Annotated in this window: 19 protein-coding genes; all 19 read right to left on the reverse strand. The window is 39.2% G+C overall.

The genetic code is table 11. The features are described from left to right. Positions 1 to 37 precede the first annotated feature (37 nt). On the reverse strand, positions 38 to 1,831 hold the full coding sequence (locus tag FBF75_RS07300) for a M3 family oligoendopeptidase (protein ID WP_017368134.1): 1,794 nt from the start codon (positions 1,829 to 1,831) through the stop codon (positions 38 to 40). 124 nt (positions 1,832 to 1,955) lie between these two features. Further along, positions 1,956 to 3,057, reverse strand: a protein-coding gene (gene prfB, locus FBF75_RS07305; protein WP_096881918.1) for a peptide chain release factor 2 whose coding sequence is annotated in 2 segments (ribosomal slippage) — positions 1,956 to 2,984 and positions 2,986 to 3,057 — 1,101 coding nt in all. Because the reading frame shifts where the segments join, the coding sequence is not laid out codon by codon here. A 67-nt stretch (positions 3,058 to 3,124) separates the two neighbouring features. Continuing rightward, positions 3,125 to 5,650 (reverse strand): preprotein translocase subunit SecA, encoded by a 2,526-nt coding sequence (gene secA, locus FBF75_RS07310; RefSeq protein ID WP_035701569.1) that lies wholly within the window; start codon positions 5,648 to 5,650, stop codon positions 3,125 to 3,127. A gap of 198 nt (positions 5,651 to 5,848) precedes the next feature. Continuing rightward, the gene (gene hpf / locus FBF75_RS07315) at positions 5,849 to 6,412 is read right to left on the reverse strand and encodes a ribosome hibernation-promoting factor, HPF/YfiA family (protein WP_007499992.1); all 564 of its coding nucleotides are present in this window, start codon (positions 6,410 to 6,412) and stop codon (positions 5,849 to 5,851) included. A gap of 189 nt (positions 6,413 to 6,601) precedes the next feature. Beyond that, on the reverse strand, positions 6,602 to 8,287 hold the full coding sequence (locus FBF75_RS07320; protein ID WP_136944586.1) for a methyl-accepting chemotaxis protein: 1,686 nt from the start codon (positions 8,285 to 8,287) through the stop codon (positions 6,602 to 6,604). Between the two features lie 33 nt (positions 8,288 to 8,320). Then, complete coding sequence (locus FBF75_RS07325) at positions 8,321 to 8,701, reverse strand: DUF8042 domain-containing protein (RefSeq protein ID WP_008348244.1); 381 nt, start codon at positions 8,699 to 8,701, stop codon at positions 8,321 to 8,323. Between the two features lie 13 nt (positions 8,702 to 8,714). Continuing rightward, positions 8,715 to 9,056, reverse strand: coding sequence for a flagellar protein FliT (gene fliT, locus FBF75_RS07330; RefSeq protein ID WP_008348246.1), 342 nt, complete (start codon positions 9,054 to 9,056; stop codon positions 8,715 to 8,717). After that, on the reverse strand, positions 9,053 to 9,457 hold the full coding sequence (fliS, locus tag FBF75_RS07335) for a flagellar export chaperone FliS (RefSeq protein ID WP_008348247.1): 405 nt from the start codon (positions 9,455 to 9,457) through the stop codon (positions 9,053 to 9,055). The genes fliT and fliS overlap by 4 nt, the downstream gene beginning before the upstream one ends. Before the next feature lie 17 nt (positions 9,458 to 9,474). Then, entirely contained in the window at positions 9,475 to 10,989 is a 1,515-nt protein-coding gene (locus tag FBF75_RS07340; protein WP_129547914.1) for a flagellar hook-associated protein 2, read from the reverse strand. A 20-nt stretch (positions 10,990 to 11,009) separates the two neighbouring features. Then, complete coding sequence (flaG, locus tag FBF75_RS07345; protein ID WP_017368137.1) at positions 11,010 to 11,351, reverse strand: flagellar protein FlaG; 342 nt, start codon at positions 11,349 to 11,351, stop codon at positions 11,010 to 11,012. A gap of 153 nt (positions 11,352 to 11,504) precedes the next feature. Further along, positions 11,505 to 11,729 (reverse strand): carbon storage regulator CsrA, encoded by a 225-nt coding sequence (gene csrA / locus FBF75_RS07350; RefSeq protein ID WP_008348252.1) that lies wholly within the window; start codon positions 11,727 to 11,729, stop codon positions 11,505 to 11,507. Then, positions 11,723 to 12,157 (reverse strand): flagellar assembly protein FliW, encoded by a 435-nt coding sequence (gene fliW, locus FBF75_RS07355; protein WP_007499985.1) that lies wholly within the window; start codon positions 12,155 to 12,157, stop codon positions 11,723 to 11,725. Before fliW ends, csrA begins: the two co-directional genes overlap by 7 nt. Positions 12,158 to 12,185: 28 nt before the next feature. After that, positions 12,186 to 12,764, reverse strand: coding sequence for a DUF6470 family protein (locus tag FBF75_RS07360; protein WP_035701576.1), 579 nt, complete (start codon positions 12,762 to 12,764; stop codon positions 12,186 to 12,188). A gap of 46 nt (positions 12,765 to 12,810) precedes the next feature. Next, complete coding sequence (flgL, locus tag FBF75_RS07365; RefSeq protein ID WP_017368141.1) at positions 12,811 to 13,722, reverse strand: flagellar hook-associated protein FlgL; 912 nt, start codon at positions 13,720 to 13,722, stop codon at positions 12,811 to 12,813. A gap of 8 nt (positions 13,723 to 13,730) precedes the next feature. Next, positions 13,731 to 15,251 (reverse strand): flagellar hook-associated protein FlgK, encoded by a 1,521-nt coding sequence (gene flgK, locus FBF75_RS07370; protein ID WP_017368142.1) that lies wholly within the window; start codon positions 15,249 to 15,251, stop codon positions 13,731 to 13,733. Positions 15,252 to 15,266: 15 nt separating this feature from the next. Further along, positions 15,267 to 15,749 carry a flagellar protein FlgN gene (locus tag FBF75_RS07375; protein ID WP_017357865.1) on the reverse strand — a complete coding sequence of 161 codons (483 nt, stop codon included), beginning with the start codon at positions 15,747 to 15,749 and terminating at the stop codon, positions 15,267 to 15,269. Positions 15,750 to 15,767: 18 nt separating this feature from the next. Further along, complete coding sequence (flgM, locus tag FBF75_RS07380) at positions 15,768 to 16,031, reverse strand: flagellar biosynthesis anti-sigma factor FlgM (RefSeq protein ID WP_003213252.1); 264 nt, start codon at positions 16,029 to 16,031, stop codon at positions 15,768 to 15,770. 79 nt (positions 16,032 to 16,110) lie between these two features. Next, positions 16,111 to 16,530, reverse strand: a complete 420-nt coding sequence (locus FBF75_RS07385; RefSeq protein WP_017357864.1) for a TIGR03826 family flagellar region protein — start codon at positions 16,528 to 16,530, stop codon at positions 16,111 to 16,113. Between the two features lie 56 nt (positions 16,531 to 16,586). Beyond that, positions 16,587 to 17,168, reverse strand: coding sequence for a ComF family protein (locus tag FBF75_RS07390; RefSeq protein WP_471674829.1), 582 nt, complete (start codon positions 17,166 to 17,168; stop codon positions 16,587 to 16,589). Positions 17,169 to 17,172: the final 4 nt, after the last annotated feature.

Consider the following 17,172-nt stretch of genomic DNA (forward strand, 5'->3'; position numbering starts at 1 on the left):
ACACGCTGAAGCTCCCGTAATGGGAGCTTTTCATTTTTTATGCCTTCGTCGCTTCTAAAAACTCTTCAGCATCTGCCACGGCCAGTGAAATGGCCTCTTCCCAAAATGCTTTTTGAGTCAGGTCGACACCTAGGTGCTTATATGCCAAATCTTCTACAGTCATTGACGCTGTATCTTTTAATAGCGCAATATATTTCTCTTCAAATGATGCCCCAGCCTGCAATGCTTTCGCGTAAATACCTAGAGAGAACATGTACCCGAAGGTGTAAGGGAAGTTATAAAACGGGACACCTGTAATATGGAAATGCAGTTTAGACGCCCAGAAATGCGGATGGTATTCATCTAAAGAGTCGCCAAAGGCTTCCTTCTGTGCTTCTACCATCAACTCATTCAAGCGGTCAGCTGGCACTTCTCCTTGTTTGCGCTCTTCATAAAAGCGTTGTTCAAATAAGAAGCGTGATTGAATATTCATAAAGAATGCCACACTGCGCTGCAGCTTATCCTCTAACAAACTGAGACGCTCTTCTTCATTGGCCGCCTCTTTTAATGAAGCATCTGCCACAATCATTTCTGCGAATGTCGACGCAGTTTCAGCTACATTCATCGCATATTTACGATTTAACATCCGAACATCCTGCATGACTTCCTGATGGAACGAATGACCAAGCTCATGTGCTAGTGTCGCTACATTGGATGGAGTCCCTGAGAAAGTCATAAAAATACGTGATTCTCCGCTATCAGGGAAATTCGTACAGAAACCGCCCACTCGTTTGTTTGGGCGATTCTCAGCTTCTACCCAGCGTTCATTAAAAGCTTTTTCAGTAAAAGCAGCAAGCTCTTTTCCAAACCCTGCGAAATGCTTGATAATAAAAGCGGCTGCGTCTTGATAAGAATAGGTTTTTGTCTCACTTCCAATAGGCGCTCCCACATCAAACCAGCTTAGTTTATCAACCCCAAGCATGTCAGCTTTACGTTGTAAATAATCAATGAATGGCTGTTTATGTTCATCAATGACAGACCACATTGTATCGAGCGTCTCTTGTTTCATCCGGCAAATATCAAGGGGCTCTTTTAATATATGATCCCATCCTCTTGCTTCATATACTTGTAGACGAAAACCAGCGAGATGATTGAGTGTGCTTGCAAACAAATGTTCATCCTGTGTCCATGCATGTTCTAAATTATGATACACGGCTTTTCTTACTTCACGATCTGAATCATCCATCGCATTTTCTGCTTGGCCTACAGAGATCATTTGTGTTTCACCATTTTGCTCAAATGGAATGGTAATTTTGTTCACCAAGCTAGAATAAAGTTCATCCCACGCATGATACCCATCTACTGCTAGTTTTTGAATGAGTGTTTCCTGTTCAACAGGCAGCTGATCTTTCACATGTTCTCTTCGTTCATTTAATATGTAACGAACATCTGAAAAAGCGGCTGAATCCATTAATTCTTCCCACTGGCTAGTAGGAATCTCAGCAAGTGATTGATCAAACCCTGCTAAAATGGTTCCTAATTCAGCTTCCAGCTTGGCAATAGACCCTCGGAGACTGCCCGCCTTCATATCCTTTGTATTTTGAGATTGTAGACAGGATACAAATGAACCTGCTTGCGCTAGTTTTTTATATGTGATTTCATACGTTTCAAGGACAGCTGTTAACTTTTTTTCAATTTGTGTATCTTCTTTTGAAAAGGCATCTACCTTTTGTCGTAACTCATCTAATAGCTGCTGAATGTTTTGCAGGTATGTCTTAAATTCTGGTGAAGAACTGCCTCCTTTAAAAAAGGCATCTAAATCCCACGTCTCTTGTAATGGTTTTAATCCCAAATTATTTCCCCCTTTAATTGCTAATTTCATCATACAAAGGATATAGAGTCAGTATGGCATATGTATTCCTTTATATTCATTATATTTTCTCACAATTAAAAAAACCCGGCAAGAAGCCGAGTTTTTATGATAATTTTGAACGTAAATACGCATCGATAAAGGAATCTAAATCTCCATCCATCACCGCTTGAACATTTCCCATCTCCGTGTTGGTACGATGGTCTTTCACAAGAGAATATGGGTGGAAAACATACGAGCGAATTTGGCTTCCCCAGCCAATTTCTTTCTGTTCTCCTCTAATTTCATCCAATTCCGCCTGCTGTTCTTCGATCCGTTTTTGATAAAGCTTAGATTTCAGCATTTTCATTGCACGTTCTCTGTTTTTGATTTGGGATCTTTCCGTTTGGCACGTCACGACGACATTTGTTGGGATGTGTGTGATACGAACCGCAGAGTCCGTCGTATTGACGTGCTGACCCCCTGCACCACTTGCACGATACGTATCCACCTTAATATCCTCTGTACGAATATCGATATCAATTTCTTCATTAAATTCTGGCATGACATCACAGGAAACGAAAGAGGTGTGTCTACGGCCAGATGAATCAAATGGAGAAATACGGACTAAACGATGAACACCTTTTTCTGCTTTTAAGTAACCGTAAGCGTTATGTCCTTTAATCAGTAATGTCACAGACTTAATTCCCGCTTCATCACCAGGAAGGTAATCAAGTGTTTCGACCTTAAAGCCTCTGCGCTCTGCCCAGCGGGTATACATTCTGAGGAGCATCGATCCCCAGTCCTGTGATTCAGTACCACCTGCACCTGGGTGAAGCTCAAGAATGGCATTGTTTTTATCATAAGGTTCGCTTAAAAGAAGCTGTAGCTCAAATTCATTAAACTGCTTCGTTAAGTTCTTCAGCTCTTTTTCAAGCTCTGCATGAAGCTCCTCGTCATAATCTTCCTTTAATAAGTCATGTGTCATTTGTAGTTCTTCATGCGATTCACTGAGTTCATGATAGGAGTTCACAGAATCCTTTAGTGCATTGGCTTCATTGATTACCCCTTGAGCCTTTTGCTGATCGTTCCAAAAATCAGCCTCTGACATCGTCGCTTCAAGCTCTGCGATTTTGACTTCTTTTGTTTCTAGGTCAAAGAGACCCCCTAAAATCAGCTAGCCTGCTAGCCATATTTTCAAGCTCTTGTCTAATTTCTACTAATTCCATATCCTTCACCTCATAGATGTATGGGGGCTGACATGAATAGAAAGAGGTTTTCACCTCTTTCCATTACTTATTCTGTCTTCCCATGACAATTTTTATATTTCTTGCCGCTTCCGCAGTGACATGGTGAGTTTCTTCCGATATCCACCACTTTACGCACCGGCTTTTTCTTCACTGTTTTCTCCTCATCGCCTTCTTGAGGTTGATGAGCAGTTGTTTGTCCTTGAACGACTTCTTCACGTTCTAGGTTGTTTTGGATTTCTGATTTCAGCACATATTTAGCGACGTCATCTTCAATTGAAGCGACCATATGCTCAAACATCGCAAATCCTTCCATTTGATACTCACGAAGTGGATTGGTTTGTGCATATGCACGTAAATGGATTCCTTGACGCAGCTGATCCATTGCATCGATATGATCCATCCACTTCGAATCTACTGCACGAAGAACGATGACTTTTTCAAATTCACGCATTTGTTCATCGCCAAATGTCTCTTCTTTTGCATCATATTTCTCTTTAATCCGCTCCATGATGAATTCGGTGATCTCATCTGCTTCTTTACCGAAGATATCTTTGACCGAAATGGCACCTTCATCTAAATAGTTCGTGTTGATTAATTCAACAAGACCATCTAGTTTCCATTCTTCTGGAAGTTCTTCTTTCGGCGTGTAAGATCCAACAGCCCGCTCAATAGACGATTGAATCATATTGATCACAATCGATTTCAAGTTATCAGAATCGATGACTTCAAAACGCTGTTTGTAAATGACTTCACGCTGTTGACGAAGAACATCATCATATTGCAGAAGCTGCTTACGGGAATCAAAGTTATTCCCCTCAACACGTTTTTGAGAAGATTCAACAGCTTTTGAGACCATTTTACTTTGAATTGGAGTAGAGTCATCCATGCCGAAGCGATCAAGCATCGCCATTGTCCGCTCTGCACCAAATCGGCGCATCAATTCATCTTCCATTGAGAGATAGAATTGAGTAATCCCTGGGTCTCCTTGACGACCAGAACGACCACGGAGCTGGTTATCAATACGGCGTGATTCATGACGCTCTGTCCCAATAACAGCAAGACCGCCTAGTTCTTTCACACCTTCGCCAAGCTTGATGTCTGTTCCACGTCCCGCCATGTTTGTCGCAATTGTGACGGCACCTTTTTGTCCAGCTTCCTCAATAATTTGTGCTTCACGCTCATGGTTTTTCGCGTTTAACACTTGATGTGGGATGCCTTTATTTTTAAGCAGTTTTGAAATTAATTCAGATGTCTCAACCGCAACAGTTCCGACAAGGACCGGCTGTCCTGTCATATAACGCTGTGCGACGTCTTCAGCTACTGCTTTAAATTTGCCATCCATCGTGCGGTAAATTAAATCAGGTCTGTCATCACGCACAACCGGTTTATTGGTTGGGATTGTGACAACCTGCATATTGTAAATGTTACGGAATTCCTCTTCTTCCGTTTTCGCTGTACCTGTCATACCAGATAGCTTTTCATACATACGGAAGTAGTTCTGGAACGTAATGGTTGCAAGTGTCATGCTTTCATTCTGCACTTCAAGACCTTCTTTTGCTTCAATGGCTTGGTGCAGACCTTCACTATAGCGACGTCCTTTCATTAAACGTCCTGTGAAGGAGTCAACGATGACGACTTGACCATCTTCCACAACATAATCAACGTCTTTTTGCATCGCAACATGTGCCTTAAGAGCCTGCGCGATATGGTGGTTAAGAGCGACATGTTTGACATCAAACAAGTTCTCAATGCCGAATGCTTTTTCCGCCTTCGTCATTCCGCTTTCAGTCAGCTGTACACTTTTTGTTTTAATATCATAAGTGAAATCGTCTTCTATTTTTAACGTACGAACAAAGGCATTTGCTTGTACGTAAAGTTTCGTCGATTTTGCAGCTTGTCCAGAAATAATAAGAGGTGTTCTCGCTTCATCAATTAAGATGGAGTCAACTTCATCGATGACGGCATAATGAAGTGGTCTTTGAACCATTTGCTCTTTATACAGCACCATGTTATCTCGTAAATAATCAAAGCCAAGCTCATTGTTTGTTGAATACGTGATATCAGCAGCGTAAGCTTCTCTTTTTTCATCTTTGTCTAAACTGTTTAAGTTCAAGCCAACCGTTAATCCAAGAAATTCGAAAATCTTGCCCATTTCCTCTGCATCACGGCTTGCCAAATATTCGTTGACTGTCACAATGTGGACGCCTTTTCCAGAAAGAGCATTCAAATAAACAGGCATCGTTGATGTCAACGTTTTCCCTTCACCTGTTTTCATCTCAGAGATATTCCCTTCATGTAGGGCGATCCCCCCCATGAGCTGCACCTTAAATGGGAACATTCCTGTCACGCGGCGGGAAGCCTCACGAACCGTTGCAAATGCTTCAACCAAAAGGTCGTCTACAGATTGTCCTTTTTCAAGTTTTTCTTTAAATTCGATCGTTTTATTTCGTAAAGCCTCGTCAGATAATTTCTCGAAATCTTGAGCGAGAGCTTCGATTTCATTTGCCTTTTTTTCATATCGGCTGATCGTACGTTTCGTAGGATCAAACACTTTGTTTAAGATTCCAAGCATATAATAACGCTCCTCTATTTCATGCAATTTTTCGGCATGTCCAAAAGTTTGACAGGTCCATATTTACCTGCATTTATCATACCATACCTTCCTTGATTTCCAAAGAATTTGCAATGATTTAGCACAAAAAACCCGCCCCTAATGAAGGGAACGGGTTTACTTTTTTTAGGTCATTTTCGGATCAAAAGGAACGAATGATTAAGCGTTCGGCTCAATGAGTCCGTATTTACCGTCATTTCGGCGGTATACCACATTGGTCAAATTTGTCTCAGCATTTGTGAAGACAAAGAAACTGTGACCTAACATGTTCATTTGGAGAATGGCCTCTTCGCTATCCATTGGTTTTAGATTGAAGCGTTTTTGTCTGACGATTTCTGTTTCATCAATTTCTTCGTCATCTTGAACTGCTACTTCGGAAGCACCGTTTCCTCCAGCAAATAAATGCTTTTTCGCACCTTGCTCACGGAATTTACGGTTCACTTTCGTTTTATGTTTTCTAATTTGACGTTCTAATTTACTGGTTGCTAGGTCTACTGCATTGTACATATCCTCATTATGCACCTCTGCTCGAAGTGCTAGATCAGTCATTGGAATGGTAACCTCAACTTTAGATTCTTGATCGTTGTAAAATTTCAAGTTCACGTTGACTGAAGCATCAACATCTGACTCAAAATAACGCTCCAACTTTCCAATTTTTTTCTCGACATGATCTCTTAGTGCAGGTGTTACTTCGATGTTTTCTCCTCGGACATTGTAATTCATGTAAAGAACGCCTCCTTTAAAATTAAGGATATGTAAACTTATTTCTACTTTTCCCTCCTTTTCTCCTGCTCAAACGTAAAAAAAATGTGAATTTTTATTGAAATTTGTCGAATCCTGCGGTGCTTCAGCTTTTACTTGATAGGTGATGAATATATATTCGATTGATTCTTGAAAAAGACCATCGCACTGTTAAATCTTGAAAGATGAAATAGATGTTTTCAGTGATTGAGACAAAGATTTTAAATCTTCCGCAGCTGCTTTCATTTCCTCATTCGCCGCTAGTGATTCTTCAACAGCCGCCGACATGTACTCTGTTTCCTCAGAATTTCGCTTGGCTCCTTCTTCTATCACACCAATTGTTTGAGAAATTTCTTCTGTACTAGCTGAGATTTGCTCTGTCGTGGCAGAAAGCTCCTCTGCTTTCATCGAGATATCACGGATGGATTCCAGAATTTCTTGAAAGCTCTGTTCAGACAATTGCGATACTTTCACACCTTCTGCTACATCTCGTTCCACTTTCGTCATAGATTGAGACGATCTTTCAGTATCTTTGTTCACGTTGGCGAGTAACTGACTAATTTGATCAGTCAGCTGACTTGATTCTTCCGCCAGCTTTCTGACTTCATCTGCAACAACCGCAAAACCTCGTCCATGTTCCCCAGCCCTTGCTGCTTCAATGGCTGCGTTTAAAGCAAGTAAATTTGTCTGATCTGCAATGGCATGAATATTCCCCAGCAGGTCTTGAATGCCGGTAAACTGTACTTGTACATTGGCCATTGTAGAATGATGTTCATTCACAGATTCCTTAATAGAACTCATTTGTTTCACAAATTGTTGAATGAGGGATGCGCCCTCTTCAGCCTTTTCAGTCACTGAAATTGAGTGACCCGAAACATCAGACGTATGTTCAGCCGCATTATGCATACCAGTCGAGACTTCTTGAATCGCCGAAGCTACTTTTCCTACTGCATCCGATTGTTCACGTGAAGCTTCACTGACCTGTTCAATCGAGCTAGACGTCTGTTCACTAGCCGAAATGGTTTGACTGATGGTTTCTTCAAATTGCGCAGCAGAATCAGCTAATTGCCTTGATCCATTTTGCACCTGTAGGATGAGCTGACGCAAATGAGCTGTCATTTGGTTAAAAGCCGTACCGAGCTGGCCAATTTCATTTTTAGAGGTTACTTCAATCTCTTCAAGTGTGAGGTCACCATCTGCCATTCTTCTTGCTGCATGTGTGACAGAGACAATCGGTTTTGTCATACGATGAACAAACCTTGTGCCAATGACTAAAAAGCCGACTATAATCGCTGCGCTAACGAGAATGAGTGTCAGCAATAATTGGTTACTTTCTTCATTGAGCTGACTGATTTTTTGATCCCGCTGTTTCAATTGTGTTTGGGCAAATTCTTTTGTAAAGGTATGTATTTCTTGTTCGATAGGTTGTAATTCTTGACTGAGGCGGGTGTTGAATTCTTTTTGATTGTTAGTATTCAATGAGATAAATAGCCTTTTCGTGGATTCATAGTAAAGCTCATTCTTCTGAGAAATCTTTTCTAACAATTTTTTTGCTTGTTTGACTGTACTCAGTTTTAAAGCATCACCTGTTTTTTTATTAATATCAACATAGGTATCTTCAATATTTTGTGAGACTTTCCTATCCTGCACAACCACATACGTTTTAATTTGTGCTTCCTGTTTTTGCAGCAGTGCTTCTAATTCCAGCGAGGTCTGGTACAGCTTCACTTCTTTGGTGAGAAGTGCTTTATACGATTGATCTGTTTTGTAGTAGATAAAGCTAGAAAATCCTAAAATACTGACAAACAATATACATATGACAATAAGCCCAAATAAAAATTGATTTTTTAGTCTCATAAATTCCTCCGAATGGTCTGAATTGAACAAAAATTAATGAATGACATACGGCCTCATACAGGCATGTATTTCATCCATCCACTTTCTATATTCAGGTATAAAATATGATGTAAGGAATGACTGGAAGTGATTTGAAGGGAATGTATAGAAAGCTAGTATATCGAAACTTAAAAAAATTTGGTCAAACGATCGAATCGTCTTGGCAAAGTGCTCATTTTCAATAATTGAAAGCAGAAGCGGGTGTGTTGTCTCTAAATGAAAGAAGGCATGGATCAGATCATTAAAGATCCGATCCCCTTCTGTTTTAGCGAAATCCTTCTCAATTTCATCTAAATATTTTAGACTCTCTTCTATCGTATATAGAAGGTCATAATATGTGGTTAATAAAATATAGTCATCTGAACGATACGCCACAGGTCTCACCTATTTATTTCCGTTTATCGTAGTATACGCCGTCACTTGTCATGGGCTGATACGGATTTTGATAATTCAGCTGTTTTGTTTTCTTACGTTGAATGGCTTGAATATCCGCCTTGATCCCATTTTGAATCTCCGTTAATTGCTTGGCCATCAGTTGATCTGTTTGAATGATTTCTTTGATTTTCTCTTTTTCTTGAACGGAAAGCTCATGTTGAATATCTCTCATTAGTTCGTCTCTCTCAACTAAAAAAGCATCAAAGTCTTCAACGAGTGTTTCGCTTTGCGGATTGGCCTCTATTTCCGCTGCCATTTTTAACGTTTGGTCGTGCAGTTGGTCCACAATACTCATAGAGATCCCCCAATAGAGTGGTGACGCCCTTTTCGATCGGTTTGAATGACTTCCTTCCAAGCATCTCGGAAATCAGTCACATATTGCTCTACTTCATTCAGGATCTCTTCGTCATTTTGCAGATTGGCTTCAATCAGTCTTCGATAGATGTAGTCATACATACTTGCCATGCTCTTTGATACATCATACGTACGATTTAAGGTGACATTTAATTCTTGGATGATGTTTTGAGCCTTTTTCAGGTTCAAGTTTCTCATTTCAGCATCTTCTTTTTGAATGCCATGCTTTGCTAGTCTAATAAACTTTAAGCATCCTTCATAAAGCATAAGCGTTAACTCGGCCGGTGTTGCGGTCTCAATAGAATTTTTCTGATAGGCGGCATAAGGGTTCTGAATTGCCATATGTTATAAACCTCCAATTATTGTCCAAGCAGTTGAGAAAGATAGCCAGATTGGTTGTTTAGCTTTTGAATCGCACTATCCATGGCGTTAAACTTTTTGTAGTAACGAGCCTCCACCATTTTTAAACGATCTTGGAATGTGCTCATTCGTTGAGTCAAAGAATCAAGGTCCTTACCAAGTCCGTATTCTTTTAGCTCCATTGTTGTACTACCAGCTTTTGTTTGAATACTCTTTGTATAGGCTGTTAAAGAATTTTTGACACGATAGATGATTCCTTGTTCTTTATATTGCTGCTGTGCTTTGTCTTTATCTTTAGAATCGACATTTAAAGAACCAGAGATAAACATTTGACTGACCTTTTGTGGGTCTTCTCCAATGGCTTTTCTTAGTTTTTCTTCATTAATTTCAAGCTTTCCACCATCTTTATATTTCGATGATGTAGTAATGCCGATTTGGGTGATTTGAATTTTATTCGCATCGCTTGTCGTAATTTCGGCATAAAAATCACTTCTTAATTTAGCAGTACCTGATCGTAAAATAGAATCACTTCTCAACAAGCCCGACTTAGCTGTTGTTTCCCATAGCTCGACTTCTTTGTCAGACATGGCTTTTTTCTCTTCAGCCGTTAATGGGTAATAGTCTCTGTTTCGTTTTTCATTCACTTTACCATTGACCTGTTCAACAAGTTCATTGTATTTATCAACAAATTGTTTAATTTTATCAAAGATGGCATCGACATCTGTTGAAACGTTCAAGCTGACAGGCTTATCTGTTGTTCCTTTCAGCTCATATGTGATACCAGCCTGCGTGAAAGTATTATTGTTATTTTCCATTTTGAGACCATTAATTTCGTATTGCGCTTTCTGTCCTTGAGTGGTGGCAACTAATTTGTTATCTCCATCCACTTGGAAGCCTAGTTGAGTTAAAAATGAAGCGGAATTGCCATCCGCTGCCTTAATACTGACACCTTCACCAGTCGTACGCGAAGTCAGAGCGATCGTATCTACGTAGTTGGTTCCATCAAAGATCTGGCCTTTATAAGCCGTGACACCAAGTTGAGAGCTGTTCAATTTTGTCACGATTGTATCAAGGGTATCTGTATCAGTCGTATTAATGGTCACTGTTTTTGGTGTTGTAGAATCTGGTGTCGTCACCTCAAACGTAAACGTACCGTTTGAAGCAGTAAATCCAGATGGACTAGAAGATTTGAATACGGATGCTGTCGCTAATTGGGTCACATTAATCGAGCCAGAAGAAGCATTTGTTGAGCCAGTTGCTGTGACAGCAGATTCATTTGAGCTTGTCACCTTTTTTGCGCCATATGTACTTGGACGCGTTAAGTTTAAACTGTTGATCAAATCATCTAATTCTTTGACCTTTGAATTGACCTCGCGGTAGCTGTCTCTTTGCCATTCAAGTGTTTGTTTCTGACGTGTCATTTTATCAAGTGGTGCTTGCTCAGTTTTCATTAACTTTGAGACGATTTCATCAATATCAAATACATTAGAAAATCCAGTAATTCGATTAACCATGGTTTATGTTCTCCCTTCAATTACATTCTTTTATCGACAAATAAACCGACAATCTCTGTCATTGCCGCATAGAAATCAAGCCATTCTTTGGAAGGAATCTCTCTAATGACTTCTTCGGTTTGGTTATCTACGACTTTGACATAATATTCATTGAGTTTTTCATGTAATTCAAATTGAAGATGAAATTGAGTAGGTTCAATCAGCTTATTTGCTCCTTGAAGCGTTTTTTCAATTTCTTCTTTTGAAACGACTTTTCCATTTGCTTGTAAATCGTTGTTTGCATTATCATTCTGATGATTCGTAACACGGGTTTGAAATGCATCAATCAGTGGCTCTATCGAAGTCAACTTACCAACAGACATAGTTATTCAGCTCCTGTGCTTTAATCTATCTTTTATATCGGCTTTGAATTTTTAAATTAAATATAGATGGACCGATTTGTTAAAGTTTCATATAGATGGTGTACTTCTACGGTTTCACACGGAGGAGGATCGACAAATAGGATAAAAAAATCCTCACTTTTTTTGTGAGGATAATTGAGAAAGTAGATCGAAGGACAAGCTAGCAGCACGGCTGTTTTCTTCTTGAATAGACAGGTATACTTCCTTCCTGTGAATATCAATATGCTTAGGAGCCTCAATTCCGACTTTTACTTGATCGCCTTCGATCGCAATAATTTTGACTTCAATATCGTCGCCTATTTGAATCGATTGATTTAATTTACGAGATAGAACTAACATGAGGAAGCCACCTCTAGCAAATGTTTTGTATGATAGGCTGAATCATGCAAAATGACCTGCTTGGCTTTCATGTTTTTCCGATTTACAATAATAGGCGCTCTTAAATTGGCTGTCGTTTTTTCAATAGAAGATCCCATTGTTAAAATAACCATGACTTCCACATCATTGGCATCTTCCACCCCAAGAATGTCTACAACCGATTCTTCTAAGTCAAATTCATATTGATTGAAGAACAAAAATGGGCTGCTGACAATAAAGCCTAGTTCCGCATTTTCCAAAGATTGGAGAACTAAAAATGGGGATTCCTCTGATAAAGGTAAAATGACAAATTGTTTTTGATCCAGAAATCCTGGTATCCCATTAGAGAAGTGAATGATTTGCTCCTCTTTAATCGTCACTTCACCATGGTATTTTGTTTGAATGATCATAATTCACGACCTTTTTCATTTTTCTTAACTATACCTTATCACCATTTTGACCTGTTTCGTCAACTTCTATTTTTAATTCTGGGTATTGTAACATATCAATATGAACTTTACCTGGCTGGTAGTTAACAATTGGTTTATGAGGTGTTGCCTCTATAATAGCTTTTTGCGGCTCCACATCAATTTTAAGTTCAGATGGCTGATAGTGAATTTTCACACTAAAAAATGAAGGAATCACACCGATGTTGAATTGTTTTGCTGGAGGACTGCCATTGATTTTCGCAAACTCAGCAATCGCATTCCCACCATTCTCGATCTTGATGAGTTCACTTCCTTCTTCCGCTCTACGCCCCATTCCTTCTCCAATCGCACGTTTCCCCTCCGCAGCCCATTCCTCTGAACGTCTAAAAATCGACTTAATATCCATATCGGCAAATGCCTCGGTTTGATCTATGGTTAATTTCGACGGTGTCCTTGTGATATTCATGACAGCTCTTGGCTGCTGAATCTCAAGCTCAGCTCTTGGCTGCTCTACTTCTTGCCTGGAAGGGGTTGTCGACATTTGCAGCTTTGCATAAGTTTGCTCCATTAACAATCTAGGGATTTGCATAGGTTCACCTCCATGATGCAAAAAAGCACCCAACGGATGCTTTTTCTTATCTTAAGAAATCGACAAGGGATGGCTGAATCACTTTAGCTGTCGTCGCTAAAGCAGCTCTATTTACAGTCTCTTGTTGAAGAAGATCAAGAATGGCTTTCTCACTTTCTACATCTTCGGCATCTGATTTAGCCTTTTTCAGCACTTCAAATTGCGAAGTCAAACGGCTCCCGACTAAGTCGATACGATTGGATCTAGCCCCAAGATCTGAACGCTCAGCACTCATCACTTCTTTAAACTGATCGATATTTCCTAATGCATCATCAGAATTTGTAAACGTTCCATTTTTTAATGAGTTTTCTAAATCAGTCAGCATTTCAATGACATTTTGACCACTGGCAGATTGCCCACCAAAAGCTGAAAGAGGATTTGAATTCACATTTAATGTGATTCCATCAGAAATGTTCGATTGAACCACGTTTGCATCTGTATAGTTTTCAAAGTTAAATGTAAACGTACCATCTGCATTCTCTACAACTGGTTTAACATTTGTATTCGTCCCATTAAAAACAAACTTACCTAACATCTGCGTGTTCATTGCATCAATGATTTGATTCTTCATCTGACCAATTTCCACTCCGATAGCAGCTAAATCTTCTGGCTGTTTTGTTCCATTGGCCGCATCGAGTACTTTATCTCGTATATTTGACATGATATCAATTATTTCAGTGACACTTGTTTCAGATGTATCAATCCAGTTTCGTGCCTCATTTAAATTAGTTTGGTATTGCTCATTTCGAAACATGGCTGTACTATACTGAAGACTTTTCACTGCTGCAACAGGATCATCAGACGTTTTTGTGAAACGTTTTCCAGACTGTGCCTGCTCATTAATTTTAGAGAGTTTTTCATAACTTTTACTAATATTTCGAAGTGAATTTTGAGAAATCATACCTTGCGTGACTCGCATCAGTTACCCTACCTTCCTACGACTCCCATGCCGTTTATTATTTTATCTAATACTTCGTCTTGTAACGTCATAATTCTTGCAGCTGCATTATACGCATGCTGAAATTGGATCATGTTCGTCATTTCTTCATCAATAGATACAGAACTAGTTGACATCCTGCGTTCATTGGCTGAATTCACAAGAGCTGCTGAACTGCTTTCAAGGGTCATGTTCTTTTTAGCTTGTATCCCCATTTCGGCAATGACATTCTGATAGTAATCCTGAATCGTTGTGGTAGTTCCGCCGATTGGCAGCTTTAAGTTTTGAATATTAGCTAATTTCGTAGCATTCGAACCATCACCTTGCGTTTGATTAAGAGATGCAGCAATGTTATCTGTCGATGCTAAAATCACGTCACTCACTTTGATACGTGCTGCCAAGCCTTTATTCAAATCATTGTTATTCTCAATATCGAAAAAGTCTTGTCCACTTGTGCCATTTAACGTGTACCCTTGCTTATGGACATCGTTAAAAGTATCCATAAATACTTTTGCTACTTCATCCAGCTCAGCAAGCATATCTGGGTACATGCCTTTTTCAGCTCCATTAGACATGTAGCCATACGCCTCAACAAGTGCTTTTACTTTACCATTCACTTGTAATTGATCAGCTGCGATGGTTGTCGTTCCAAATTGGAGTGAGTTAACAAGTCCTGTCGTATTATCATAGGAAAGTTGCAATTCAGATTTTTCATTGGTAATGCCATTTAAAATTGTTCCAGCAGATTGTCCATTAGCACCGATAATGTCGATGTTAACGGTTCCTTCAGCAATTTCCAGAGCATTTCCTCCAGAAGGGTTGTAGCTCACTTTAATATCAACAAGTGAGGAAAGCTGATCTATAAGAGCGTCTCGCGTATCATAAAGATCATTGGGAAGATAACCATTTGGCTCAACTGTTGCAATCTGTTTATTCACTTCATCAATTTGAGTTAATAGGGTGTTCACATTTTTTGCCGTTGAATCGAGTTCAGTTTTCAAATTCTTTTGTATCGTTGTTAAAGAAGAATTTAGCAGGCGGAATTGATCTACTAAAGCCTGAGCACTTGTCTTAACAACTGTACGGGCTGAAGCAGTATCAGCATTTTTCGATTCTGATAAGACTTGTAATGATTTCCAGAGATTATCAAAGGCTCTATTTAAGCCTTCATCTGTCAAATCATTCATCACTCCTTCCATTTGTGAAAGAGCATCAGACTTCGTCGCATAATAAGACAAGTTATTGTTATGATCTCTATACTGAAGATCTAAAAAGCTGTCTCGAATTCTTTCAACAGTTCCAACTTGGACACCTGTCCCCATTTGGCCGTATGTCTTGCCATCATAAACTGAAATCACTGGGTAAGGATTCTCTGCTTTAAAGGTAACTCTCTGTCTTGAGTAGCCATCAGTATTTGCATTGGATACGTTGTTTGATGTGACATACAGCCCTGCACGCTGGGCTGTGATTCCTCTTTTTGCCGTTTCTAGTCCCATGAATGTAGAACCCATAGATATCCTCCTTGTTTACGCCTTTGAATCAAACAAAGCCCTATGCTGTTTAGGCTTTGAACTCTCAAGACCATTTTGTCCGTAATTCATATTTTCTTTGTTAGGATTCACAAGATCGAATGTCAGTGAAATAAATTGAAGTGACTGCTGAATAAGCTGTTTGTTCAGTTCGTTTACATCTTTCAGTTCCACCATGATGTCATTCAGCTTCTCATATAACGAAATAAGCTCTTCTTGATCCGTTCCTGTAGCTTTTTCGATACATGCGGTGATTGTCGGCGATTGATCACTTTGTAAAAATTGAACTGCTGCTTCAATCCGCCTTTCTTCTAATTGTGAAATGGCCTGAATATATTTTTGCTCAAGGTTCAGAACCTCTGAAAGAGCATCGATCTCGTTATTTTTCAGCATTTCTGTTTTATTCTTAGACAGCTTTAGAAGCTGTTCATGTAATCCGTAGAGACGGTGCAGTTCTTCAATCATTATTTTTACTGACATTCACGCTACTCCCTTTTGTTATTGTTGTTTATAAAAATTCAACATTTTATCTGCAATGCCTTTTGTATCTACTTGATATGTTCCGGCTTCAATGCTTTTTTTAATTTGGTCTATTTTATCTTGACGTTCTTTCATGATATTCGGCACCTTTTGCATTTCGATTGCCTTTTTAGAAATTTCGACTTTGTCAGTTGATTTTGCTTGATTCGATTGCAACGTTTGTTTCTCATATGTTTTCTTGTAAGGATTTACTGGTTGTGTTCCATATCGATTAATTTTCACGGGATTCCTCTCGCTTTCCGTTACAGTCTGTCTTGATTCTATCCATTTTATCGACCAAACTGCAACTTAGTTTAGGGAATCAGTCGTTTTTAGGATTAATGGCATAATAGGTGTCTTTTTTCCTAGATTCAATCTCCCTTTTACGCTCTTCTTCTTGGTCCATTTGGCTGATTTGCGTCTTTATATCCTTTTCACAATGGCTACACAGCTTGTTTTTCCTGATCGGTTGGCCGCATCTTTCACAAGGATAATTGATATTCGGGAATTGACTAATTTGAAGTCTTTTCAAACGGATAAATTTCAGGATTAATTCTTCATCAACTTCTGTTGCGTCTACTATTTCAGCAATGGTTGATTGTCTATTACTTTGCTTACGCAAGAATTTATAAACGATATCAAAAGAACGTTCTTCTTCTTCAAAGCATTTGTTACAAACCGTTTGGATGGTGGTTTTTAAAAATAACTGATTACATTGTGGACAGTTTGCCAATTGATTCATAACCAAAACCCCTTACGTTATTTTCTTTTCTTAATATCGGTTGATTGTCATGATTTTTAACTACGAATCAACGTAAAAGAGGAAACACTTTTGGCGCCTGCTTCTTTTAAAATTTTTGCTGCATGATAGACTGTCGCCCCAGTTGTATAAATGTCATCGATTAATACGACATCCTTTAGAACGATCGGGTTTGACTGCCTTAATTGGAACAAATTCTGTTGATGTAAACGTTCATTTTTTCTTTTCTTAGACTGCTTACTTTGATGTACTTTTATAAGTGGCTCCAATATAGGTCCGCCAATCATGGAAGCAAGCATCATTGACTGATTGAATCCTCTTTCCTTTAATCTCTCTTTACTCAAAGGAATTGGGACAAGGACCGGTTCTTTGATTGAAAAAGAACGTTTAAACGCTGACTGTACATCTTTTTTAAATAGATCAGCTAAAGCCGTATCACCTCGAAATTTAAATCGAGCTAGAATATCTTTCATAAAGTCGTTGTAAGCATAAACAGATCGATTCATCACAAGAATCTCAGCAAAATCCCGTCGTTTATTCCACCTTGAACAATCCTGACACAATTGATCATTTGATTGGGCTCTTCCGCATTTAGGACAAGTAGGACCTTGAATCTTCATCAGG

Origin of the sequence: Bacillus sp. S2(2019) (assembly GCF_005144805.1) — a bacterium.
Taxonomy (GTDB): domain Bacteria; phylum Bacillota; class Bacilli; order Bacillales; family Bacillaceae; genus Bacillus; species Bacillus altitudinis.